The sequence below is a fragment of the Clostridium hydrogenum genome, assembly GCF_021432385.1.
Taxonomy (GTDB): Bacteria; Bacillota; Clostridia; order Clostridiales; family Clostridiaceae; genus Clostridium_S; species Clostridium_S hydrogenum.
The window spans coordinates 2,177,143-2,202,284 of record NZ_JAEACT010000002.1 but is presented as its reverse complement, the minus strand read 5'-3'; the positions used below and the strand labels follow the sequence as shown (position 1 = coordinate 2,202,284).

The window sequence follows — 25,142 nt, the reverse complement described above, 5'->3', positions numbered from 1 at the left end:
TGATGTTAAAAATTGGGCTCACAGGGGGAATTGGCAGTGGCAAAAGCACTATATCTAGAATGCTCAAAGAAAGAAATATTCCTGTTATAGATGCTGATAGTGTTTCTAGGGAAGTAATAAAAAATAATCTGGAAATACCTAAGGAGATTAAACTAAATTTTGGAAGTGAATTTTTCGATGAAAATAACAATTTAAAAAGGCAAGAGTTTGGAAATTATATTTTTAAAAATAAAACTGAGAGAAAAAAATATGAAAATATAATAATGCCATATATAATAAAAGAAATTTTTAGGTCTATGGGAGTTTGTGAAAATCTTGGAGAAAGTATATGTGTATTGGATGCACCAACTTTAATAGAAAACGGTGTTCATAAGTATATGGATATAAATATTCTTGTATGGCTCCCTAAAAATATACAAATAGAAAGAGTAAAAGAGAGAGACAAAATGAACGAAATTAATGTGCTTGATAGAATAAATTCACAAATGTCTTTGGAAGAGAAAAAACAATATGCGGATTTTATAATAGATAACAGCGGGAATATAGAAAATACCATAAAACAGTTAGATAAAATATTTGATTCTATTAATATAATGAGAGATTGTCGATGAAATCAAAGATTATAAAAATTATTATTGTATTATTTATTATTATTTTAGTCTTAAATGCAAAATCAATAATTAAGTTATTTTACCCAATGAAATATTCTGCATATATATATAAATACTCTGCTGAAAATAATCTTGATCCATATATGGTAGCTTCTGTAATAAGAACTGAAAGTAATTTTAACATAAAGGCAAAATCAAATAAGGATGCATATGGACTAATGCAAATGACACCTGACACTGGGGAATGGGTTGCACAAAAAATGGGTATTAAAAACTTTAAGCTGGATGACTTGTATAATCCTGAATGTAATATAAAGATGGGTTGCTGGTATTTAAGAAATTTAGCTGATGAATTTAATAATGACCCTAAATTGTATTTGGCAGCTTATAATGGTGGAAGAGGAAACGTTCAAAAGTGGCTTAATGATAAAAATCATTCAAAAGATGGTAAAAACCTTCATTACATACCATACAAAGAAACTGATAGATATGTTAAAAAGGTTATGGTGGATTTTGATGTGTATAAAAAATTATACGGAAAATAATGTTAAAAATGCAGTGCAAATTGATTTTGTACTGTATTTTTATTGCTTTTTTTGCACATAATAAACTATCATTTTCAATATTTCGACAAGGTTAAGGAGAAAGATTATGTGTAGGAATGCCAGAATTTTACTTGTTATAAGTGGGTTATTTACTTTTTCCATGGGACTATCAAATATATTTATTAGTGTATTTTTTTGGAGGCAAACTAATGATTTTGTTGTGATTGCACTATATAATTTAATAATAAATATAATAACCCCCATCGTTTTCGTTTTTTCAGGATTGTTATCAAAAAAGAAAAATGGAATATGGCCGCTAAGAATTGGTCTTGTTATTTATGCTTTATTTTATAGTTTAATATTATATGCAGGAAATAAAGGTGTAATATATATATATGCTCTTGGCGTCATAAATGGCATAGCATCAGGTTTTTATTGGCTTTCTTTTAATGTGCTTAGCTTTAATTTTACAAATTTAAATAATAGAGATACTTTTAACGGATTTAATGGATGTTTTACTGGTATAGCCTCGATTGTAGGGCCTATAAGTGCCGCCTTCATAATTAGCAGATTTAAAGGTATGATTGGATATAGAGTTGTTTTTGGCTTGTCATTTGCTATTTTTATTATAATTGCCTTTATTAGTGTAGTTTTTAAAGCTGATATTTATCATGAAAAACTAGATTTTAAAAAAGCACTTTTGAGCAATAGTGAGGAATGGGGAATTGTAAGAAAATCAACATTTTCTTGGGGACTTAGAGATTCTGTTATGCTTTTTATAGTAAATATATTAGCTATACAAATATTAAAAAGTGAATTAAACTTAGGAAAATTTGCTTTTATAGCAGCAATAATAGCTTCCGCTTCATATGTACTTGTGCAAAAAATTATTAAGCCTGGACATAGAAAAATATCTATAATAATTGGGACTAGTGGAATGTGTATTTCTATTTTGATTTTGGCATTAAATATAAGCTTTGAAACTCTTTTGATTTATGCTATAATTGATGCATTTTGTATGCCATTTTTTATAATACAGTTATCATCAGCAACCTTTAATGTAATAGATACTAATCATGATGGTAATAAGAGAATAGAGTATATGATTAATAGGGATATAGTTTTAAATGGGGGAAGAGCTATAAGTACGGGGATACTAATAATATTGTTGCTTGTTTTTAAAAATATGTCTATATTAAAGGTATATTTGATTTTTTTAAGTACTGTTCCATTAGTAGCTGGTTATTTCCTTAGAAAACTTAAAGCAGTAGAATAAAAAAAATATTTTAAATATACAATAAAAAATATTGACAAAAAAAAAGAAAGTAGTATAATATATTTTGTCAGTAGCTGACATGCATGCGAGAGTGGCGGAATCGGCAGACGCGCACGTTTAAGGGGCGTGTGGTTCAACCGTACGGGTTCAAGTCCCGTCTCTCGCACCAATTAAATAAATGGTTTCTGAAATATTTGTGTGCTCTTATCTTGAACCTACAGTTAAGCTAAGGGAGTTCGTATTTTAGTATGGATATGTACCTTTTATGAGACCTTTATGGCATTAAGGAGATAGATATACTATTGAGGACACCCACCTATCGGAGAGATAGGTGTCAATGAAAGAGTAGCGGTATTTCGGATATTAATGTGAATTAAAAGAGATAGTAATATCTCTTTTTTTATTTGATTTTATTTTAGTTTTTATTTTAGTCTTCGATATATTAATTATAAAGTAAGCGTTAAATTATATTCAAAATGTCAAGGTTGTAGATTCATTAAAGTTTTTTATTTAAAATATATATTGTTGTAGAAAATACTCGTAATTAGTTATATAATTGAATAAAAAGATAATTATTTTTTAAAGGTGGGTTTGAGTTTATGGAGAGTAACATATTATTGGAATCAGGAACAGGCGAAGTTGAAATTTTAGAATTTATTATTGGTGGAAGACGTTTTGCAATTAACATTATAAAAGTTAAGGAAGTTATAGATGTAGAAGAGGGTAGTGTAACAAAATTACCTGAAGTTGACCCAGCAGTAGCAGGTCTTATATTATGCAGAAATGAAATAATAACGCTTGTAGATTTAAAATACATAATTGAAAAAAGGAAGCAAGCAGAATCATATTCTAAAGTTATTATATGTGAATTTAATAAGTTAAAGGTAGCATTTAATATTGATTCTGTTGTTGGAGTTCATAGAATAAAATGGGAGCAAATACTTAAACCAGATGATGTTTCAGTAAACTCTTTAGTTATAGGTAATATATTAATTGATAAAAAAATAATATTAATGTTGGACTTTGAGAAAATTGTAACAGACATAAGTCCTCAAACAGGAATAAGCGAAGAAAGAATTGAAGGAGTGGAGTTTAAAGATAGATCAAGTATGAAAATTGCACTTGCAGATGATTCAGCGCTTATAAGAAATTTGTTGAAAAATACTCTTACAAAAGCTGGTTTTACTAATTTAAAAACTTTTGATGATGGAAAGCAGTTATATGACTATTTGGAAGGTTTAGCGAATACAAAGGGTGATAAGTTTACAGATGATGTAAAGCTTGTTATAACAGATGTAGAAATGCCTCAAATGGATGGACACACATTGACAAGAAAAATTAAAGAGCATCCTATATTAAGAAAACTGCCTGTAGTAATATTCTCATCATTGATTACTGATGAATTAAAGCATAAAGGTGAGTCAGTTGGAGCAGATGGGCAACTTAGTAAGCCTGAAGTTGGACAATTAATAGAATTGGTAGATAAGTTGATTTCAGAGTAATAAAAGATTATTGCGAAGCAAGTGTAGTCCAGGATATTAAATAAAATTAATAAAACTAAGAGTGAAATATTTAAAAGCCTAAGATGTTTCAATAACTCGCAAAAAGCACTCGGACAATTGAAACATCTAAGCCTTTTAAACATTTCACTCTAAGATTTATTAAAATTTTATTTGAATCATCCTGAACTACACTTACTTCGCATTTACAGTTGTTTAAGGAAGAAATTCCTCCGTGCCTACGGAATTTTGGTTTAGTACAGAAACAATATTTATTACTGAAATCATCATTCATTGTGAATTGTGCATCGTGAACTGTGAATTGATTTAATTCGCAATGTTTAAAATTTGTACACAAAATAATTAAGTATTACTATTGATTTTATAAGAGCATGTGATATAATAATGATATAAACAATGTAATGGTTTTCTGAAATATCCGCGAAGTTCTTATCTTGAACCTACGGTTAAAATAAGGGAGTTCAAATTTTAATATAGATATGTACCTTTTGTGAGACCTTTTGTGGCATTAAGGAGATAGAAGTATTATTGAGAACACCCACCTATCGGAGAGATAGGTGTCAATGAAAGAATAACGATATTTTGGAGCAATATGTATAAAGAAGAGGCGATGAGCCTCTTCTTTGTTTTCTTAAATAATTTTTTTAGAAATTTAGGATTATAAATATTTTAATAGTAAAAACATTATACAATTAATCTGCATATAATATATTAGCAATATTATAGGAGAATGATATTTAGTGGCCGTAAGTTTTACTTTTTATGATGGAGATTTAACTGAGCTAGATATTAGACTGTTGAATAATTTGTTATTTAAACTTAAGGATCAAATAGTCAATACCAATGCTAATTGCTTTAGAATAACATACAATATTTCTGCTTTACTTAAAATTTATACTAGGGATCAAATTTTTGATAGCTTAAATAATTTGTTCTCAATGGTTATAGTAAGGACTAATAATGGGAGAAATAAAGAGAGGTTAATAGTGGACATAGGATATGCCAGAAATGATAATGAAATTGAAGTTGAATTTTCAAATGTTCAATATTTGAGAGAGAATTTCTTTATCTATGAGACTAGAAGAAGGTAATAGATTAAGACTTCTTTATATTGGTGGAAGTGACAGTATTAAAAGGTGAAGCTTAGTAAATTTTTGTTCAAAGCTCCAAGATACTGTTGCTTCGCGTTTTTAATATTGTTATTGATTAAGGCGTATGATATAATTGCATTAAAAGCGTTTACATAAAGAGGAAGTAGGTAAAAAACAGTGAGAATATTGTTAGTATCTGATGAGGAATCAAAATACATATGGGATTTTTTTCAAAAAGATAGGTTCGAAGATATTGATCTTATTATATCTTGTGGAGATTTAAAGCAAGATTATTTAAGTTTTTTAGTTACGATGATAAAGGCGCCTCTATTATATGTACATGGAAATCATGATTATGGTTATATAGAAAGACCACCACAAGGGTGCGAATGCATAGACGATAAATTGGTAGTTATTAATGGAATAAGAATTTTAGGGCTTGGTGGAAGCATGAAGTACAAGGAATGTCCATTTTTATATACTGAAAAAGAAATGCAAAAAAGAATAAATAAACTAAAATTAAAGTTATTTTTAAATAGAGGCTGTGATATTATAGTTACACATGCAGCACCAAAAGATATTAGCGATGAAAAGGATTTGTGTCATGAAGGATTTAAATGTTTTGTGAATTTTATGGATAAATATTCACCAAAGTATTTTTTTCATGGACATGTTCATTTGAGTTATGGAATGAAACCTAGAAAGGTATCTTATAAGAATACAATAGTTGTAAATGCTTATGATCATTGTATAATTGAATATTAATATGACAGAAAAAACAGCCCAAAGGCTGTTTTTTTTATTTTCTGTCATAAGGAGCAACTTCAACATTATCAACAAACCAATCCATTGATAGAATGTCATAAGGGGCAGCTGCTTCATCTTCTTCAAGTTTAAGATTTCCGTTGTTATCATATATTGGACCTGTGAAGGGGTTAAATTCATAGGTCGTAATCATTTTTTTCATAGCTTCAACAAGTCTTTGAACTTCAATTGGAACATATTTTTTTGAATAGTAAATATCAACTACACCTAAATCCATGCCATACCAAAAGCTGATTAATTTTGAGTTTGAGTTAAACATATTTAAAATTGTTCCAAAAGTATCGTTTAAGATATTGCTTAAAATCTTTTCATAGTATATCCCCCAATTCCAAATAGGAGCGGCAAGGTATTTGTCTGGTACATTTTTACCATTTTCAAAACTACAAAGCATTGAATAAACACCATATTTTTTTGTTTCATCTCTTGGAATAGTAAGATTTCTGTTGGATATAATGTCACAGCCCATTGATATTAAATTTGATTCAATATTTGTAAATTTAGCATGACTGTTCCACTCTTTAGTCCATAAAACCTTGACTTTAGCATAAGGATTTACTATTTTTGCACCTAAGGCAAAGGAATTAATAGATCCTATTACTTCAGAGGTAGGGCTCGTTGCAGAATAACCTATTAAATTAGTCTTTGTCATAGCACCAGCAATAAGTCCCGTTAGAAATCTTGGTTCATACGTTCTTCCAAAATAACAGCTCATATGCTCATATGGTGTATCATCAGAGCAATTAAAAAATTTAATTTGAGGATATTCAAGTGCACATTTTAACGTTGCAGTTCTAAAAATAGGACTTGTTGTAAAAATGACATTATAACCTTCATCCGCAAGAGCTTTTATGGAATCGTAAGCAGAATCATTTTCAGGGACATTTTCAATATACTTTGTTATAATTTGTCCTTCAAGTACGTCAATCACATATTGTCTTCCGAGTTCGTGGCCATAAGTCCAACCAGAAGAATCTATAGTTCTAGCGTATACAAAGCCTACTTTTAATTTTTTTGTTGGAGTTATGAAATTTGAAATAGTAGATAAAACTCCACTAGGGGAACTTTCATCGGAGTCAGTTTGTATTTCGACACTAGTTTCTTTAAAATGAAGTAACTCTTTCATAAACTCCTTAAGTGTTTTTGATAATATAGTTTCATCAATAGGATAACTGATTCCATAGAGTTTTGCATACTCTAGATAAGCATCACCAGTAGTAATAGGCAATTTTTGACCGCCAAGTTTTAAATATACTTCCCTAAATGAATTGTACACAAAAGATACGAAATGTTTATATTTATCACTAATATCTTCTGGTGCATTATAATTTTCTAAAAGTTTAAATAGTTTCTTATAACTGTGTTTTTGTGAAAACCAAATTGAATTTATTTTAGTTTTATTATAGAAATCTAAAAACTCATAGTAAATTGAATTTGTCAAATTACTTTTATCTTTTTTAGGAACTAGTCTAATTACTTCAGCAGAAATAGAAAAGGCTCCAAAATATTTTAGAACGCTTACTCGTTTATTGCCTTCTACAACGAAAAATTGGTTTAAATATTCATAAACTTTGATTGGGTGATTTATTCCTTCATTTAAATGAGATTTACATAAAGAAATCCATTTACTTCCGAATTCAGTATCGAAATTCATTGTGGGTAAGAAGTTCTTTGAAAAACACATACTTCTTAGATGGGAATAAGTTCCTATTATTTTTTTAAGAGGTATTTCAAAAATTCCCAGGTCTAAGTTGGCAACTATTTCTTTGTTTTTCAAAATTTCTTCGAGAAATGGCAGAGAACCATTTAAGGCATAATCACTCTTGCCCTTTTTTATGGCGTCTTTATAGTGTTCATCTGCAAGCATAATATGAGTACCTCCTAAATTTAGTTTGCATATTTAATTATAATATTTTTTATTGAATTATGCTATACATTATATGAGTTTATATATAGGAGCATGTGAAAAATATAGGTATTCTTTTTTATGAGCGGTATAGTAAAACATATGGAGTGCCTTTTTTCACATCATCATGTATACTAGGTTGTTTTTAGTAATATTTTATGCTATTATAATTACATTAGTTTTTGCGGTGCATACATTTGTGTGCTTAATGAAAACATGAAAGTGGTGATTATTATAAGAAAGCAAAGTGATAAAAAGTATTTACTTATAGATACAGCTGTTTTGCCAAATGTATTTGAAGAAGTCATAAAAGTAAAAGAGATATTAAATTCAGGAAAGGTTAAAGATATTACGGAAGCTGTAAAAATAGTTGGGTTAAGCAGGAGTACGTACTATAAATATAAAGATTATGTTTTTAAAGTTACAGATGGTCTTAAAGGGCATAAAGTAACTATTTCTGTTACTATAGGTCATAAGATGGGAACTTTATCAAGGGTGTTAGATGAACTTGCGAAGTATCATGGAAATATACTTACAATAAATCAAGATATACCAATAAATAATACAGCAAATGTAAATATTACTTTGGATATAAGCGAATTAGATTGCACTATTGAATTGCTTTTAGATAAAATTAAAGAAATTGAAAGTGTTTTAAAGGTTGAAATTTTGGCTATGGAATAAAAAATATATTTTATAGACAAACTATTATAAATCAAAAAATCGGGGTGTTTTTATAATGATTAAAGTTAGAGTACCTGCAACAAGTGCAAATATGGGGGCTGGTTTTGATACCTTTGGTATGGCACTTAAGTTGTATAATGAAATAACAGTTGAGGAATGCAGTACAGAAACTCAAATAAAATTAGTTGGTGGGAAATTAGACAACAATTATAGTAAAAACTTAACATATGAAAGCATAGTAAAAACCTTTGAATATTGCACTGAAAAATATAAGGGATTTAATATAGATATGTCAAAGGCTGATATTCCTATGTCTAGGGGACTTGGAAGCAGCGCTGCTTGTATTATTGGAGGAATATTTGCGGCAAATGAACTTATGGGAAAAAAATTATCAGTGGATGAAATGCTTTCAATAGCAGTAAGTATAGAAGGACATCCTGATAATGTGGCACCAGCACTTATTGGAGGAATGATAACAAGTATTGTTAAAGATAATGCTACTATATATTCTAAGGTGAATATAAAATCTAATTTGAAATATGAAGTAATGATACCAGATTTTAAGGTGAGTACTTATGATGCAAGAAAGGTTCTTCCAAACACATATTCAAGAAATGATGTGATATATAATATATCTAGAGGAGCTATGCTTATTTCTGCTTTAAACAATGGCGAAAATGAAAAACTTAGGTACGCTTTTGAGGATAAAATTCATCAACCTTATAGAAAAAAATTCATAGCTAATATAGATGAGATTTTTAATAAATGTAGAGAATTTGGGTCGTATGGTGAATTTATAAGTGGTTCTGGCTCAACATTAATTGCTGTAGTTGATGCAAACAATTTTAGCTTTAATACTGAAATAAGAGAATTTTTAAACACATTAGCTAGTAATTGGAAGGTAATTGAACTGGAAATTGATAACGTTGGTGCACATGAATTTTAATAGTTGAACTGGTAATCTAAAATGCAATTAATTTATAAAAATATCAATATTTTGTATTAAAATGGATTTCCGAAGCATAATTTTTATAGATGAAGGGTTTATAGATAAAAAATTTAATTTATATGTGTTTCAAAATGATATGTTCAAAGCATTATGAGACATATGCAAGTTAAAAGTTGAGCCGGTAACCCAATAGTAATAAAATTGTGGAGGGAAAAATGGAGTATAATAATTATGATTTTGAAAATCCGTGTATGCCAAATATGTGTAGAGAACATAATATGATGGGCTATGAAATGCAGGAATGCCCATGTATTAGGTGCCAAATGATGAGATATAATGTTCCAACATATCCGGAATGTTTTAGGAAAGATAGTTTTATGGGAAATACGTTTGGAGAATTTCCCTTTGTTATGCCAAGAGTGGTAAGTGTTGATCCTGATGAATTGTTTTAAAAGAGTACTAAAGATATATCATTTCAACTATCAAAATGGTATATCTTTAGTAGCTGTGAAGGGCCTTATGGTGCTGTGCACGCTAAGAACCTTCACCTTTTTTTATTATGCATTGATTAATAAATTTTTAAATTTAAAACATAGCTTTTGTTTTTAAGAGAAAAGGATATATCAAACTTCTGTAGAATTATTTTTAATAGGGGTGAACGGTATGTTTGATATAAATATTAAGTTTAACAACATAACTATAACTAGCATACAGGGGAAAGATGTTGCTAAAGTTAAGGAATGGTCTCAATGTCAGCACATCGACTTGAAGTACAATATTGATTTTAGTGATTTGTATGAGAGATTTTTAGAGTATTATATGAGCGAATGTGAATTCTTTTTAAAAATAAGTAAAAATGATAAGATTTTTGGCATATTAAAAGGAAGAATGGAGTTTAAAGCTACAAATATGGTGTGGATTTCTTGTTTTTGTGTAGATGAAAATTATATCGATATTATAGAGCAAAAAGATATACTTTTAAATGTGCTTGGTTATTTTTCAAGAAATTTTGGCATAGACTCATTTTTAACGGGGATATCAAGCAGTGAAAAAAAGACAATGAAAGTTTTTAAAGACGCTAATTTTAAAATTGAGAGGGTAAATAAAGAGTTCTATTCTAGCCGCAAGAATAAAGAAGATTTACTTATATTTAAGAAAAACAATTAAGGTATTTTTAAGATGCCTAAGTTTAAAACATAAAATCTCATTAAAGTTAATAGTATATATAGATATACAATTTGGAATAAGCAATTTTAACTTTTCAAGTGGTTTATCTATATAAAAGCTTTAGGAGATGATAAAATGAGATATACAAGATACAATCTTAAAAAGAAAAGTGGCAATTATGGTTTTGCTATATGTGTTATTATAATATTATTTTTATCTTTTTTAATTGGAAGTGTTATTTTTAAGTTTATATTTGTACAAGCAGGCGTAGAAACTACTGTGAATAAAGATACAGCTAAAGAACAAGTTAGCAAAAAAACAGAAAGTGCAAATACTGAATATTATATTGTTCAATGTGGTGTACATTCTAAAAAAGAAAATGCTGATGCACTTATGAATAAACTTAAGGCTATAGGAAATCCATTTATGATTAAGGATGGAAGCTATTATAAGGTTTTTTATTGTATAACTGATAAAAATAATTATGATAGTGTGAGTAAGGTACTTAATGATAATAAAATAGACATAAATAAAATTAAAATTGAAATTAATAATGATAGCACAGGTGATATTGAAATAGGAAAAATTATAGATGCTTATTTAGAAATTATAAATAAAGTAGCTAATAAGGATGTAAGTGATGTACAAACTGAATCAATAAAAAAGTGGTGTAGCAAACTTGAAAAGGTAGATAAGAAGTATAAAAACTATAATTTAAACTTGGAACTTAAAAATAACATAAATAAGCTTCCGGATAAAATTAATAAGTCAAATATAAGTGATATAGAAACATTTGTTTATAACGAGTTAAAAAAATTAAAATAATTAAAATAATATATATTTTATTCAATTGATATTTTGGAAAAATTTTTCTAAAAATATAATTGAATTTTTTTTGAATAATAGTTTAAATACTTGTTTAAGTTTACATTAAATGATAAACTATAAAAGATGTACAGTTAAGGTGGGGGTAAAGTGAATAAAAGTTTTAAATATTATTTACTTTTTATACTAATAGGAGGAATCGGAGGAACATTTGTAGGAGAAATATTAGGTAATCATTTTTCGATGTTAAGTTTTTTGAAGGTATCATATAATATAGGAACAGCAAAGCCATTCGTAATAGATTTTAAGATTTTAAGCTTTACGTTTGGATTGAATATAAATATAAATTTGATGTCTATAGTATGTATGATATTGGCAATAATAATATATAAGAAGGTCAGGAAGTGAAAAGATGAAATTAATATTGGCATCATCCTCTCCTAGAAGAAAAGAGCTTTTAAAAAAGATTTCAGATAACTTTAATGTTATTGAAAGTGATTTTGATGAAGAAAAAATAGAATTTTCTAGCAATGTTCCAAGATATGTAATGACCCTTGCTGAAGGTAAAGCTCGAAGTTCATTAGAAAAAATAATGAATGAGGAGAAATATAGTAAATTAAAAAAAAGTGGTGCATTAATAATTGGATGTGATACAGTAGTAGAAATTGACAAAAGTATATTAGGAAAGCCTAATAATAATGATGAAGCAATAATGATGCTTAAAAAACTAAGTGGTAAAAAACATAGAGTTTATTCTGGTATTGCATTAGTTAATTCATTAACTGGTGAAGTCAGAAGTGATTTTGCATGTACAGAGGTTATGTTTTCTAAGCTTTCAGATAGTGAAATAATTAAATATGTAAATTCTGGGGAAAGTATCGATAAAGCTGGTGCTTATGGTATTCAAGGAAAAGCAGCAGTTTTTGTAGAAGAAATTCAAGGATGCTATTATAATATTGTAGGACTTCCTTTGAATAAATTATATAAAATGATTATGGAGATGGGGGTAAATCTAGATTAGGAAGGGAAAATTATGAATAATAACTTCAAAATATCAGATTTACCAGAAAATGAGAGACCGAGAGAAAGACTTTTAAAATATGGTGCAGATAAACTTTCAAATAGTGAACTTCTCGCCATAATACTTAGAAGTGGAACAATGAAGGAGAATGTACTTGCAATAAGTAGCAGACTTTTAAATGTTAATGGAGGTCTAAATGGACTTTTAAATTCAAGTGCAGATGAACTTATAAAAATAAAAGGAATTGGGATGGCAAAGGCAGTTGAAATTTTAGCGTTAGGAGAATTGTCAAAAAGATTTAGGGCATATAAATCTGGTGACAATTATAAAATATCATCGCCTAAAGATGCATCGAAATTGGTTATGGAAGAGCTTCGCGCATTTGACAAAGAACATCTATATGTTATTATGTTAAATACTAAAAATGTGGTCATAAAAATTTCAGATGTATCAGTAGGAAGTTTGAATTCTTCAATAGTTCATCCTAGGGAGGTATATACTGAGCCAATAGTTAAGCATGCAGCATCGATTATAGTATGTCATAATCATCCATCGGGAGATCCAGAGCCAAGCGGGGAAGATATAAATATAACAAGAAGGCTTAAAGAGTGTGGAAAAATCATTGGTATAGAGCTATTGGATCATATAATCATAGGGGATGGAATTTATATAAGTTTTAAGGAAAAAGGAATAATTTAGATTTGAAAGGAGAAAGATAAATGGGATTTTTCGGAATATCAAGAGATATGGGAATAGATCTTGGAACAGCAAACACTTTAGTTTACATAAAAGGGAAGGGGATAATATTAAGAGAACCTTCAGTAGTAGCAATTAACACTAAAAATAAGGATGTACTTGCAGTAGGTGAAGAGGCAAAGCAAATGATAGGAAGAACCCCTGGAAATATTGTTGCTATAAGACCTTTAAAAGATGGTGTAATTGCAGATTTTGATATAACAGAAAATATGCTTAAAAGATTTATAAGCAAAACAAGTTCCAAAAGTGCTTTTGCAAGTCCAAGAATTTTAGTTTGTCACCCATCTGGAGTTACAGCAGTTGAAAAAAGAGCAATAAAAGAAGCAACAAAAAGAGCAGGTGCAAGAGAAGTAAAAGTTATGGAAGAGCCAATGGCAGCAGCAATAGGAGCAGGTCTTCCAGTAGAAGAGCCAATGGGAAGCATGATTGTAGATATTGGCGGCGGAACAACAGAAGTAGCTATTATTTCTCTTGGAGGTATTGTTACAAGTAAATCTCTTAGAATAGCCGGAGATGAGCTTGATCAGGCAATAATAAGTTATATTAAAAAAGAGTATAATTTGATGATAGGTGAAAGAACTGCTGAAAATGTAAAAATGACATTGGGATCAGCTTTCAAAGTTAATGAAGTTGAAGAATCATTAACTATTAAAGGAAGAGATTTGGTTAGCGGTTTACCTAAAGATATAGAAATTGGTGAAGCAGAGGTTAGATTAGCCTTGAATGAACCTGTGTCAGCAATAATTGATGCTATAAAATTAACACTTGAGAAAACTCCACCTGAACTTGCAGCTGATATTATGGATAAAGGAATAATGCTTGCTGGAGGAGGAGCTCTTCTCAGAGGACTTGATAGCTTGATTAATAAAGAAACCCATATGCCTGTACATATTGCGGAATCACCTCTTGACTGTGTTGCTCTTGGAGCAGGAAAAGCATTAGATCATTTTGAAAAATTAGCTAATGACTGAGGTATAAAATGAAACTTTTTAAGAATAAGCTGACAGTAACAATAATTGTTCTGTCAGTTAGCTTTTTGATATTGGTTGCATATAGTGTCAAGAGAGAGAAGGTTTCTTTTGTAGAAAGTGGTGCATCAGCAACGCTTTCGACGGTACAGGGATTTTTTTATAATGTAAATAATAATATAAAAGATTTTGTGGGTTTTGTTTTCAGTTTTTCAAGTGTTAAGGATGAAAATCAGCAGTTAAAGGCTAGAAATAGCCAATTAGAAAAAAAAGCATTATTATATGATTCACTAAAAAAGGAAAATGATCAATTAAGAAAAGATCTTCATTATGAAAAAGTAAATTCAGAATATACCTATGTTGGCTGCGAAATAATAGGTAAAAATGCAGTTACTAAATCATTCGAATTAAATAGAGGCTCAAAAGATGGAATTGCAAAGGGAATGGTTGTAGTTAATAGTGACGGGCTCATCGGTAAGATTTCGTCTGTTGCGTCAAATACTTCTATTGTGGATACAATTTGCAGTGATAGCGTTACTGTTGCTGCATTAGTTAAAAGAACTAACGACAGCAGTGGTACTGTAAGAGGCTATATTGATAATGATAATAGTAATTTGGTTCAGCTAACATATTTGCAGTTAAGTTCTGATATAAAAGAAGGAGATGTCATACTTACTTCAGGAATGGGCGGAGGATACTACCCTAAAAATATTCAAATAGGAAAAGTAACAAGTGTTCAAGTTGATAGCAGTAAGGTTCAGAAAACTGCAATAATTGAGCCTTATGTAGATTTTAATAAACTTTCAGGGGTAGAAGTAGTTATCCCCAACAACAAAAGTGAGATAAAATATGATGATAACTAAGATTTTAGGTGATTTGTAATGAAAAAAATTTTTGTTTTAGCTTGTACTATTTTAATACTTTTACTTGTAGATAATTGTGTGAGCCCGTTTATAGGTATCAATGGATATTCTCCTAGTTTTCTGTTTGTTTTTGCACTGAGTTATTCTATTATAAGTGGTGAGTGGTCATGTATTTGGATTGGAATTGTTACTGGATTTTTACAGGATATCAATTTTTTTAATGGTTTGGGAGCTAATTTGTTTACAAATGTATTATTGTGTTTTGTAGCTGGGCAAATTGGAAAAAATCTTTTTAAAGAAAAAATATTTATGCCTACTATAAGCATATTTGGTTTAGCCTTTATAAAGGGTATTTTACTGTTTGTAATACTGTATATGTGCGGTGAATTTACAAATATTTATTTTAGCTTTTATAACGCATTATATGATTTTGTTGTAGCAATTTTAATATATAGAATTACGTACAAACTATGCCAAAAAGAATACATGATTAAAACTTGGAAATTTTAATATAAAGAGGTAAGTTATATGAAGAAACGAAAGCAAAAAAGATTTACAAGATTTACTGCGTTAATTGTTGTAATTTTTATTGTCTTTTCAGCCATATTTGCAAGGTTAGTTGTGCTTCAAGTAGTAGAGGCACAAAGCTACACGGCAGATGCAAATACTAAGGCAACTAAATTTATAAAGGAAGATGCACCAAGAGGACAAATACTAGATTCTACTGGAACAGTACTTGCAACAAGTAAGCAGAGTTTTAATGTTACATACGTGGAAACAGATACTACTCAAAAAGTTTTTTACACTACTATTGCTAAAGTATTTAGTATTTTAGATGCAAATGGTGAGTCACAAGATGATGATTTTCCTTTAAAAGTAAGTCCAACTTATACATTTGACTTTCAAACTAATGATCCAGACACGATAAAAAAAGAAAAATTAAGATTTTTAACTGACAGAGGTTTTAGAGATAATATAAGAAAAAATTTGTATGGGAGTAAAAAGGAAACTGATCTTACAGATGCACAGAAGAAAAAAGAAGATGATTATGAGTTAAAAATAACGGCTAAGTATGCTTTTGAAAAACTTGCTGGTAAAAAAGGATATAATATTCCAACTTCATATACTTATACTATGGATGGTAAAACTGTAAGCAAAAAATGCAGTGCAGAAGACATCAGAAGATTTATGGTAGTAAAGGATGCAGTTAAAATGCAAAGTTATTCTGGATACAATTCGGTGTCTATTGCAAGTGATATTAAAAGAGATACTGCTTTTGCATTTTTACAGAAGATAAACGAACTTCCAGGAATAGATATTTCTACTGAGCCAATAAGAGAGTATCCATATGGAAAGTTGGCTTCAAACGTAATAGGTTATATAGGTAAAATTACTCCTTCAAATACAGCGGAATCTGAGAGTTATCTTGAAAGAGGATATGATGTTAATACTGATTTGAAGGGAATTGCAGGAATAGAATCAGCAGAAGAAGATAGGCTTAGAGGATCTGCTGGAGGTAAAATTGTCCAAGTAAATAAAAATGGTAGAGTTGTAAATGAAGTTGCAAGTAGAGATGCTTATCCAGGACAAAATATTCAGTTAACTATAAATAAAGATGTTCAATATGCAGCAGAACAGCAGCTTTTAAGTGTAATGAAGAATTTAAGAGAAAATCCAAATGGAGCTCATGATTCGTATACTGGAAATGCTACAAGAGGAGCAGCTGTTGCAATAGACGTTAATACAGGCGGAGTTTTAGCTTTAGTCAGTGAGCCTAATTTTGATCCAAATGATTTTGCTGATCCAAATGGACTATCAACTGCAGCTTTGAAAAAGTATTTTCCTGATGTAGCAACTCAGGCAAGTGATATGGGAATATCAGGTAGTATGATGGATACACTTTTTCCAGTTGATAAAAGCACAGGAAAAAGGACAGACCAATATGATTATTTAGCCAAGCCGCTATACGATTATGCTACAATGTCGCTTATACCACCAGGATCAACTTTTAAACCACTTACTGCTATAGCAGGTCTTGAAACTAAAGTAATAACTCCATATACAGCAATATATGATCCAGGGAGTTTTAGCGATGGCAAGGGCTTTAAAGCGCAATTTAATGCCGATGGATATTTAGGTACAAATGATTTGGTTAATGCTATTGCAAAATCAAGTAATGGATATTTTATGACTGTAGGTGAAAAACTTAGGGAAGCCTTTGGAGAAGATATAATTGCAAAATATGCGTGGAAATTTGGTCTTGGAGTTCAGCCTAATTCTGGAGTAAGTCCATCTACAGGGCTTGAAATCCAAGAAAATTTTGGACAAGTATTTAATTCATATAGTATAAGAAATAATTTTGGTCAGCAGGCAGCTTGGGCTGTTATGGCAGATCTTCAAAATAAAAAGTATTTAAGTAAAGATCCAGCTATAAATTTATATACACAAGATAGTGATGCTAAAGATGTACAAAGCTTAAAAGTCAATATTAAGGATGAAATAAAAAATGCTGTTGTTTCTGCAGCTGCTCAAAGATCTAAACTTATAACTAATGATGATAAAGTTAAAATTAAGGATTTAATTACTAAACTTATAGAAACTGATGTTTTATATAAAGGAAAAAGTTTTTCTGATTCCGATATAAGCAAGATAGTAGCAGGTATATCAAATGAGGTGAACTACTATTCATATCAAGCAACAATTCCTGCTAATACTTACAATGCATCTATAGGTCAAGGTACTAATCAATTTACGCCAGTTCAGCTTGCAAATTATGTTGCAACCATAGCTAATGGTGGAAAAAGATATAAAGTGCATTTGGTGGACAGTATAACTGATGCTGATGGCAAGGTTATAAAAAAATATGAACCTGAATCTCAAGATACAGGTGTTAGCCAATCAACCTTAAGTACTATAAAACAGGGAATGGAAATGGTTAATACCATAGGTACTGCAGCAGGTCAGTTTAGCAATTTACCATTTCAAACGGCAGGTAAAACAGGTACCGCTGATCCATATTCTCAGGATAAAGAGAAAGAGATAGGAAGAACTTCTTATTCTGTATATGTTGGATTTGCACCAGCGGACAACCCTAAAATAGCAATAGCAACTGTAGTTTTTGATGGAGGTTTCGGAGGTACATCTACAAGTATAGCAAAAGCAATGTATGAAGCTTATTTTGGAAATGTATTAAAAATGCCAAATATTCCAAATGACTTTAATTTTACTACACAAAAAGAAGTGGATGGTAATTAGAAATAAGAAATACACACTAATTGTTTTAGTTAGTGTGTATTTTTTGTTTCTAATTGTAGAATCTTTGCAAACTCTGTTACAAATGGAATTAAATGCATTATAATATGTTTATAATTTTAATTTGTAGTGAGGGAGCAGTTTTACATGAAGTGGAAAAAGAAAAAGAGGTTTACAAGATTTACTGTATTGGTTGTGCTTATTTTTATGCTATTTTCAGCTATGTGTGCAAGGCTAGTTATATTGCAAATAGTAGAGGCTAAAGGCTACTCTGAAGATGCGAATACTAAGGCTCACAAATATATAAAGGAAGATGCACCAAGAGGACAAATATTAGATTCAACAGGAACGGTATTAGCAACAAGTGAGCAAAGTTTCAATGTGACATATATGGAGACAGATGATAATAAAAAAGTTTTTTACAATACTATTGCTAAAGTATTTAGTATTTTAGATGCAAATGGTGAAGCGCAAGATGATGACTTTGCTTTAAAAGTAAGTCCTAATTATGCATTTGACTTTAAAACTAATGATCCTAGTGCAATAAAAAGTCAAAAACTAAGGTTTTTAACTGATAGAGGTTTTAGAGATAATATAAGAAAAAATTTATATGGAAGTAAAAGCGAAAAGGAACTTACAAAAGAGCAATCAGCCAATGTAGATAAATGGGAACTTAAAATAACTGCTAAATATGCATTTGAAAAGCTTGCAGGTAAACCCGGTAAGGTAAATAAAATAGGATATGATATTCCAACTTCATACACCTATACTATGGATGGCAAAACTGTAAGTAAGAAGTGCACCATAGAAGATATTAGAAGGTTTATGGTAGTTAAAGATGCTGTTAAAATGCAAAGTTATTCTGGATATAAGCCAGTAGCTGTTGCAAGTAATATAAAAAGAAATACTGCTTTTGCATTTATGCAGAAGTTAAATGAACTTCCAGGAATAGATGTTGCTACGGAGCCTATAAGAAATTATCCCTATGGAGAACTTGCTTCAAATGTAATAGGGTATATAGGTAAGATTACCCCTAATAATAAAGCAGAGTCAGAAAGCTATGAAGAAAGAGGATATGATGTTACTTCTGATGTTAAGGGGATTGCGGGAATAGAATCGGCAGAAGAAGATAGACTTAGGGGATCTGCTGGAGGAAAAGTTGTTGAAGTAAACAGAAGTGGTAGAGTTACTAATGAAATTGCAAGTAGAGATCCTTACCCGGGGCAAAATATCCATTTGACGCTAAATAAGAATGTTCAATATGCAGGAGAACAGGAACTTTTGAATGCAATGAAATATTTAAGGGGAAATCCAAATGCACAGGCACATGGCACTTACACGGGAAATGCTACAAGGGGAGCGGCTGTTGCTATAGATGTTAATACAGGTGGAATTTTGGCGTTAGTTAGTGAACCTAATTTTAATCCTAATGATTTTGCAAATCCAAATGGATTATCTGATGCGCTCTTTAATAAATATTTTCCAAGCGATGTTGTAGCGGAAGCGAAGCAACAAGGAGTGCCTGATAATATGCTAGATACTCTTTTCCCAGTAGATAAAAGTACAGGAAAAAGAGTTGATGAATATGATTATTTGCCTAAGAACCTTTATGATTATCCTACTATGGCACTTATACAACCTGGATCAACTTTTAAACCAATCACTGCTATAGCAGGTCTTGAAACTAAAGTAATAACTCCATCTACTGAAGTAGATGATCCAGGGTGGTTTGTTGATGAGAGTGGAAATAAGTTACCTTTTACTGATGGAGATTTAGGTACAAATGATTTAGCTAACGCAATTGCAAAATCAAGTAATGCATATTTTATGACTGTAGGTGAAAGGCTTAGAGATGCCTTTGGAGAAGATATAATTGCAAAGTATGCGTGGAAATTTGGTCTTGGAGTTCAGCCTAATTCTGGGGTAAGTCCATCTACAGGAATTGAAATCCAAGAAAATTTTGGGCAAGTATTTAATTCGTACACTATAAGAAATAGTTTTGGTCAGCAAGCAGTTTGGAAAGTTATGGCTGATCTCCAAAATAAAAAGTATTTAAATAAGGATCCAGCTATAAATTTGTATACTGCAGATAGTGATAGCAAGGATGTTCAAAGCTTAAAAGCAGATATAAAAAGTGCTATAAAAAGTGCCGTTGTTTCAGGGGCAGCTGATAAATCTAAACTGATAACTAGTGAAGATAAGTCTAAAATTGCAGGTTTAATTACAAAATTTGTACAAACTGATACTAGATACAGCGGAAAAGCTTTTTCGAGTTCAAATATAAATAAAATAGTAAATGGAATTTCAGGACAAGTAAATTATTATATAGGTCAAGCAATATATCCTTCTAATACTTATACTGCAGCTATAGGGCAAGGTAGCAATACATTTACACCACTACAGATTGCAAATTATATTGCAACTATAGCTAATGGTGGTACAAGATATAAAGCCCATCTCATTGACAGCATAACTGATGCAGATGGAAAAGTTATTAAAAAAGTCGAGCCAGATGGATTTAACACAGGTGTTAGTAAATCAAGTATAGATTCTGTAAAAAGAGGAATGGAATTAGTTAATCTTGATGGTACAGCTAAAGGAAGATTTGATAATTTACCGTTTAAGACAGCTGGAAAAACTGGTACTGCTGATCCTTATGAACAGGAGAAGGAAAAAGAGATAGGAAGAACATCTTATTCAGAATATGTTGGATACGCACCAGCAGACAATCCTAAAATAGCTGTAGAAGTAGTAATTTTTGACGGTGGTTTTGGAACTCAAGCTACAGATGTGGCAAAAGCTATGTATGAGGCATATTTTAAAAATGTGATGAAAATGACAAATATACCTAATGATTTTGATGTAACAGCAAGACAAGAAGTAGATGGAAACTAAGATAGTATCGTGCTAAAATTTGTTTAATGAGAATCATAAAACATTGTGAAGCAAAGTGTGGTGCAAAATCAAATAACCTTTGGTAGGTATAGAAAAATGATGTTAGTGAATAGCGACTCAAAATCCTAAATAAAAATTAATAAAGCTAAGCGGCAAATTTTTTAAAGCTTAAGAGCTTTAGATAACTCGCAAAGATTAGCTCAGACAATCTAAATCTCTAAATCTTTAAAAAATTTTCCACTAAGTTTTATACAATTTTATTTAAAATATTTTTTCGTCACTATTCCCCAACATCATTTTTTCCTACACCTACCAAAGGTTATTTGATTAATTCACTACAGCTTTGTTTCACAATATACAATTATTTTTTAACAACTTAATAGTAATTTTATTTAATATCCTGCAATACACTTACCTTGCAATAATGTTAAAATACACAAAAAATGTACTAAATAATTTTTTAGTACGTTTTTTTATAAATCTTATTACCAAAATATTGAAAATATACTATAATAATGATATATAATTTATTAAAGATAAATCACTATGAAATAATAAAATTACAAATACTAAATGTATCTTGTTAAATTACAATTTAACACAGAGTACAACGAAGGATGATTTTTCTCCGTTAGCACTGCGGAAAATCTGAAAAGTTATTTTTTTATTGCTGCGCAATCGCGTCATACACGGTGCTCAGCGAAGCTGGCAACATTAAGTTTAAGATTTACCTGAGAGAAGCGAAAGGCAAATCATCATTCACTGTACTCTGTACTTTGTACTCTGCTTCCCAAATTGTAATTTGTAAGGATAAACTTTGTATTTTTAATTTGTAATTTAAATGTAGTTTCACTATATAGAGAGTAGAGGGGAAATATTATATGAAAGCTAAAAGGGAGAAAAGATTTACAAGATTTACAGCCTTATATGTTATGGTCTTTTTTATATTTTTAGTCATATGTGTAAGACTTGTTTTTCTTCAAGTTGTAGAATCACAAAGCTATATGGCAGCTGCAAATACTAAGGCACATAGATTTATAAAAGAAGATGCACCAAGAGGTCAAATACTAGATTCCACGGGTACGGTACTTGCAACAAGTGAGCAGAGCTTTAATGTTACATATATGGAATCTGATAATACTATAAAACCATTTTATACTACTGCAGCTAAAGTATTTAGTATTTTAGATGCAAATGGAGAAGCGCAAAATGATGATTTCCCATTAAAAGTGAATCCTTATAGGTTTGACTTTAAAACAAATGATCCCAAAGAAATAAGAGAAGCTAAGCTTAGATTTTTAACGCAAGAAGGTTTTAGAGATAACATAAGGAGAAATTTATATGGGAGTATAAAAGAAATTAATCTTACAGATGCACAGAAAGCAAAAGTAGATAAGTGGGAACTTAAAATTTCCGCGAAATATGCTTTTGAAAAACTGGCTGGGAAAAAGGGATATGATATTCCAAAGTCATACAAGTTTACTATGGATGGTAAAACTGTAAGTAAAAAATGTACTGTAGAAGATATTAGAAAATTTATGGTTATAAAAGATGCAGTTAAAATGCAAAGCTATTCGGGATCTAAACCAGTGGCCATTGCAAGTAATATAAAGCGAACAACTGCCTTTGCATTTTTGCAAAAATTAAATGAACTTCCAGGCATAGATATTTCTATAGAACCTATAAGGAAATATCCATATGGAAAACTTGCTTCAAATGTAATAGGTTATATAGGGAAAATTAGTACTTCTACACCAGAAGAATCAGACAGTTATGTTGAACGTGGATATGATATAAATTCTGATCTTAAAGGAATTGCAGGACTTGAAGCTAGTGAAGAAGATAGACTTAGAGGATCATCTGGAGGGAAAGTTGTTGAAGTAAATAAAAATGGAAATGTAATAAACGAATTTGCCAGTAGAGATTCTTATCCAGGGCAAAATGTTCATTTAACCTTGAATAAAGATGTTCAATATGCCGGGGAAAAAGCACTTTTAAACGCAATGGATTATCTTCAAAAACACCCTAATGATCAAAGTTCTAACAATTCTAAAACCTATACCGGAAATGCGACGAGGGGAGCAGCTGCTGCAATAGATCTTAATACTGGTGGAATTTTAGCATTAGTCAGTGAGCCTAATTTTAATCCTAATGATTTCTCGGATCCAAATGGAATATCTGATGAAGCAATAAACAAATATTTTCCTGATGTGGATACACAAGCGAAGCAGGCTCGTGTTAAAAGTAGCTTAATGGATGAACTTTTTCCAATTAATAAAAGCACGGGAAAGAGAGTGGATCAATATGATTATTTACCGAAATATCTTTATGATTATGCTACTATGTCACTTATACCTCCAGGTTCAACTTTTAAGCCAATTACAGCTATAGCGGGGCTTGAAACTGGAACAATAACAGAAAATACATCTATAAGAGATCCAGGTTGGTTTAATGACGGAAAGAATTTTAATCCTCATTTTAACGCCGATGGTGATTTAGGAACAAATAATTTGATTTATGCAATTGCAAAATCAAGTAATGCCTATTTTATGACTGTAGGTCAATGGCTTAGAGAAAAACTTGGAGAAGACATAATTTCAAAATATGCTTGGGAATTTGGACTTGGAATAAAGCCTAATTCAGGTATAAATGCTTCTACAGGAATTGAAATTCAAGAAAATTTTGGTCAGGTATTTAATTCATACAGTATAAGACATAATTTTGGGCAGCAGGCAGCTTGGGCAATTATGGCTGATCTTCAAAATAAAAAATACTTAAATAAATCTCCAGCCATAAATTTGTATACACAAGATGATGATAATAAAGATGTTAAGGGTTTAAAAGTTGATATTAAAAGTGCTATGAAAAATGCTGTAGTTGATGGGGCGGCTAATAAATATAGAATTATAACTAATGATGATAAAACTAAAATTGCAGATTTAATTACAAAACTTATAGAAGCAGATCCTTTGTATAGTGGAAAGTCTTTTTCAAGTTCAGATATGAATAAAATAATGTCAGGAATATCATGGCAAGTAAATCATTATATTTCAGAAGCTACAGTGCCAGCCAACACATATAATGCAGCTATAGGTCAAGGAGTTAATCAGTTTACCCCTGTTCAGCTTGTAAATTATGTTGCAACTATAGCTAATGGAGGAAAAAGATATAAAGTACATCTTATTGATAGTATAACAGATGCTGATGGAAAAGTAATAAAAAAGGTACAGCCAGAAGTTATTCATAACGTGGATGTAAAAAAATATAATTTGGATATTGTAAAAAAGGGAATGGAAATGGTTAATGAAATAGGTACTGCAGCTGGGAAATTTACTAATTTACCTTTTAAGACAGCAGGTAAAACAGGTACTGCAGATCCATATACGGAGGAGAAGGAAAATGAAATAGGGAGAACCTCTTATGCAGAATATATAGGATATGCACCAGCAGATAATCCTAAAATAGCTGTGGTATCGGTAATTTTTGATGGAGGTTTTGGAACTCAAGCAACAGATGTAGCAAAGGCTATGTATGAAGCATATTTTAAAAATGTATTAAAAATGGATAATATCCCACAGGATTTTGAAATAAATGCAAAACCAGAATTTGATAATGTGCAAAATTAAACATTGGAAGCAAAGTGTAGTGCAAAATCAAATAACCTTTGGCAGGTGTAGAAAAATGATGTTAGTGAATAGTAGCTCAAAATCCTAAATAAAATTAATAAAACTAAGCGGCAAATTTTTTAAAGCTTAAGAGCTTTCGATAACTCGCAAAAAGATGCTCAGACAATCTAAAGCTCTAAAGCTTTAAAAAATTTTCCACTAAGTTTTATACAATTTTATTTTAGAAATTTTTTCGCCACTATTCCCTAACATCATTTTTTTCCTACACCTACCAAAGGTTCTTTGATTAATCCACTACATCTTTGTTTCACAATATATAATTGTTATTTAACAACTTAATAAAGTAAACTTAATGATTTTAGTAA

21 protein-coding genes, 1 tRNA gene and 2 other RNA genes are annotated in these 25,142 nt (G+C 30.3%); 23 read left to right on the top strand and 1 reads right to left on the bottom strand.

Annotated elements, in window-relative coordinates; all coding sequences use genetic code 11:
* The first annotated feature begins 2 nt into the window (after positions 1 to 2).
* From coaE to CUEA01_RS09945, 9 genes are all read left to right on the top strand, one after another.
* Positions 3 to 611 carry a dephospho-CoA kinase gene (coaE, locus tag CUEA01_RS09985; protein WP_234122163.1) on the top strand — a complete coding sequence of 203 codons (609 nt, stop codon included), beginning with the start codon at positions 3 to 5 and terminating at the stop codon, positions 609 to 611.
* Positions 608 to 1,156 (top strand): lytic transglycosylase domain-containing protein, encoded by a 549-nt coding sequence (locus tag CUEA01_RS09980; RefSeq protein ID WP_234121488.1) that lies wholly within the window; start codon positions 608 to 610, stop codon positions 1,154 to 1,156. The genes coaE and CUEA01_RS09980 overlap by 4 nt, the downstream gene beginning before the upstream one ends.
* A gap of 106 nt (positions 1,157 to 1,262) precedes the next feature.
* The gene (locus CUEA01_RS09975) at positions 1,263 to 2,432 is read left to right on the top strand and encodes an MFS transporter (RefSeq protein ID WP_234121487.1); all 1,170 of its coding nucleotides are present in this window, start codon (positions 1,263 to 1,265) and stop codon (positions 2,430 to 2,432) included.
* Positions 2,433 to 2,517: 85 nt separating this feature from the next.
* Positions 2,518 to 2,601, top strand: a tRNA-Leu gene (locus CUEA01_RS09970).
* 10 nt (positions 2,602 to 2,611) lie between these two features.
* A non-coding RNA gene (ssrS, locus tag CUEA01_RS09965) (6S RNA) lies at positions 2,612 to 2,799 on the top strand.
* Positions 2,800 to 3,031: 232 nt separating this feature from the next.
* Positions 3,032 to 3,934 (top strand): chemotaxis protein, encoded by a 903-nt coding sequence (locus CUEA01_RS09960; protein WP_234121486.1) that lies wholly within the window; start codon positions 3,032 to 3,034, stop codon positions 3,932 to 3,934.
* A 421-nt stretch (positions 3,935 to 4,355) separates the two neighbouring features.
* A non-coding RNA gene (gene ssrS / locus CUEA01_RS09955) (6S RNA) lies at positions 4,356 to 4,545 on the top strand.
* A gap of 147 nt (positions 4,546 to 4,692) precedes the next feature.
* Positions 4,693 to 5,043, top strand: coding sequence for a hypothetical protein (locus CUEA01_RS09950; protein ID WP_234121485.1), 351 nt, complete (start codon positions 4,693 to 4,695; stop codon positions 5,041 to 5,043).
* A 177-nt stretch (positions 5,044 to 5,220) separates the two neighbouring features.
* A complete protein-coding gene (locus tag CUEA01_RS09945) occupies positions 5,221 to 5,808 on the top strand; it encodes a metallophosphoesterase family protein (protein WP_234121484.1) in 588 nt (195 codons plus the stop codon).
* 34 nt (positions 5,809 to 5,842) lie between these two features.
* Here the strand turns inward: CUEA01_RS09945 and CUEA01_RS09940 are convergent, their stop codons facing one another.
* Positions 5,843 to 7,732, bottom strand: a complete 1,890-nt coding sequence (locus tag CUEA01_RS09940) for a BMP family ABC transporter substrate-binding protein (protein ID WP_234121483.1) — start codon at positions 7,730 to 7,732, stop codon at positions 5,843 to 5,845.
* Positions 7,733 to 7,987: 255 nt separating this feature from the next.
* Here CUEA01_RS09940 and CUEA01_RS09935 point away from each other — a divergent pair, with 255 nt between their 5' ends.
* The 14 genes from CUEA01_RS09935 to CUEA01_RS09870 all read left to right on the top strand — a co-directional run bounded on the left by CUEA01_RS09935 (position 7,988) and on the right by CUEA01_RS09870 (position 24,777).
* Positions 7,988 to 8,455: an ACT domain-containing protein gene (locus CUEA01_RS09935; RefSeq protein WP_234121482.1), complete on the top strand. Its 468-nt coding sequence runs from the start codon at positions 7,988 to 7,990 to the stop codon at positions 8,453 to 8,455.
* Between the two features lie 55 nt (positions 8,456 to 8,510).
* Positions 8,511 to 9,401 carry a homoserine kinase gene (gene thrB / locus CUEA01_RS09930; protein WP_234121481.1) on the top strand — a complete coding sequence of 297 codons (891 nt, stop codon included), beginning with the start codon at positions 8,511 to 8,513 and terminating at the stop codon, positions 9,399 to 9,401.
* Between the two features lie 218 nt (positions 9,402 to 9,619).
* Positions 9,620 to 9,856, top strand: a complete 237-nt coding sequence (locus CUEA01_RS09925) for a hypothetical protein (protein ID WP_234121480.1) — start codon at positions 9,620 to 9,622, stop codon at positions 9,854 to 9,856.
* A gap of 211 nt (positions 9,857 to 10,067) precedes the next feature.
* Complete coding sequence (locus CUEA01_RS09920; protein WP_234121479.1) at positions 10,068 to 10,571, top strand: GNAT family N-acetyltransferase; 504 nt, start codon at positions 10,068 to 10,070, stop codon at positions 10,569 to 10,571.
* Positions 10,572 to 10,706: 135 nt separating this feature from the next.
* Positions 10,707 to 11,396, top strand: a complete 690-nt coding sequence (locus CUEA01_RS09915; protein ID WP_234121478.1) for an SPOR domain-containing protein — start codon at positions 10,707 to 10,709, stop codon at positions 11,394 to 11,396.
* A 150-nt stretch (positions 11,397 to 11,546) separates the two neighbouring features.
* On the top strand, positions 11,547 to 11,804 hold the full coding sequence (locus CUEA01_RS25135) for a DUF4321 domain-containing protein (protein ID WP_234121477.1): 258 nt from the start codon (positions 11,547 to 11,549) through the stop codon (positions 11,802 to 11,804).
* A gap of 4 nt (positions 11,805 to 11,808) precedes the next feature.
* A complete protein-coding gene (locus CUEA01_RS09905) occupies positions 11,809 to 12,417 on the top strand; it encodes a Maf-like protein (protein WP_234121476.1) in 609 nt (202 codons plus the stop codon).
* Positions 12,418 to 12,429: 12 nt separating this feature from the next.
* The gene (gene radC, locus CUEA01_RS09900; protein ID WP_234121475.1) at positions 12,430 to 13,116 is read left to right on the top strand and encodes a RadC family protein; all 687 of its coding nucleotides are present in this window, start codon (positions 12,430 to 12,432) and stop codon (positions 13,114 to 13,116) included.
* A gap of 20 nt (positions 13,117 to 13,136) precedes the next feature.
* Entirely contained in the window at positions 13,137 to 14,144 is a 1,008-nt protein-coding gene (locus CUEA01_RS09895) for a rod shape-determining protein (RefSeq protein WP_234121474.1), read from the top strand.
* A gap of 8 nt (positions 14,145 to 14,152) precedes the next feature.
* Positions 14,153 to 15,004 carry a rod shape-determining protein MreC gene (gene mreC, locus CUEA01_RS09890; protein ID WP_234121473.1) on the top strand — a complete coding sequence of 284 codons (852 nt, stop codon included), beginning with the start codon at positions 14,153 to 14,155 and terminating at the stop codon, positions 15,002 to 15,004.
* 18 nt (positions 15,005 to 15,022) lie between these two features.
* Positions 15,023 to 15,514: a rod shape-determining protein MreD gene (mreD, locus tag CUEA01_RS09885; protein ID WP_234121472.1), complete on the top strand. Its 492-nt coding sequence runs from the start codon at positions 15,023 to 15,025 to the stop codon at positions 15,512 to 15,514.
* Between the two features lie 18 nt (positions 15,515 to 15,532).
* Positions 15,533 to 18,259 carry a penicillin-binding transpeptidase domain-containing protein gene (locus tag CUEA01_RS09880; RefSeq protein WP_234121471.1) on the top strand — a complete coding sequence of 909 codons (2,727 nt, stop codon included), beginning with the start codon at positions 15,533 to 15,535 and terminating at the stop codon, positions 18,257 to 18,259.
* A gap of 144 nt (positions 18,260 to 18,403) precedes the next feature.
* Entirely contained in the window at positions 18,404 to 21,151 is a 2,748-nt protein-coding gene (locus tag CUEA01_RS09875; RefSeq protein ID WP_234121470.1) for a peptidoglycan D,D-transpeptidase FtsI family protein, read from the top strand.
* Positions 21,152 to 22,032: 881 nt separating this feature from the next.
* Entirely contained in the window at positions 22,033 to 24,777 is a 2,745-nt protein-coding gene (locus tag CUEA01_RS09870) for a peptidoglycan D,D-transpeptidase FtsI family protein (RefSeq protein WP_234121469.1), read from the top strand.
* Positions 24,778 to 25,142 lie beyond the last annotated feature (365 nt).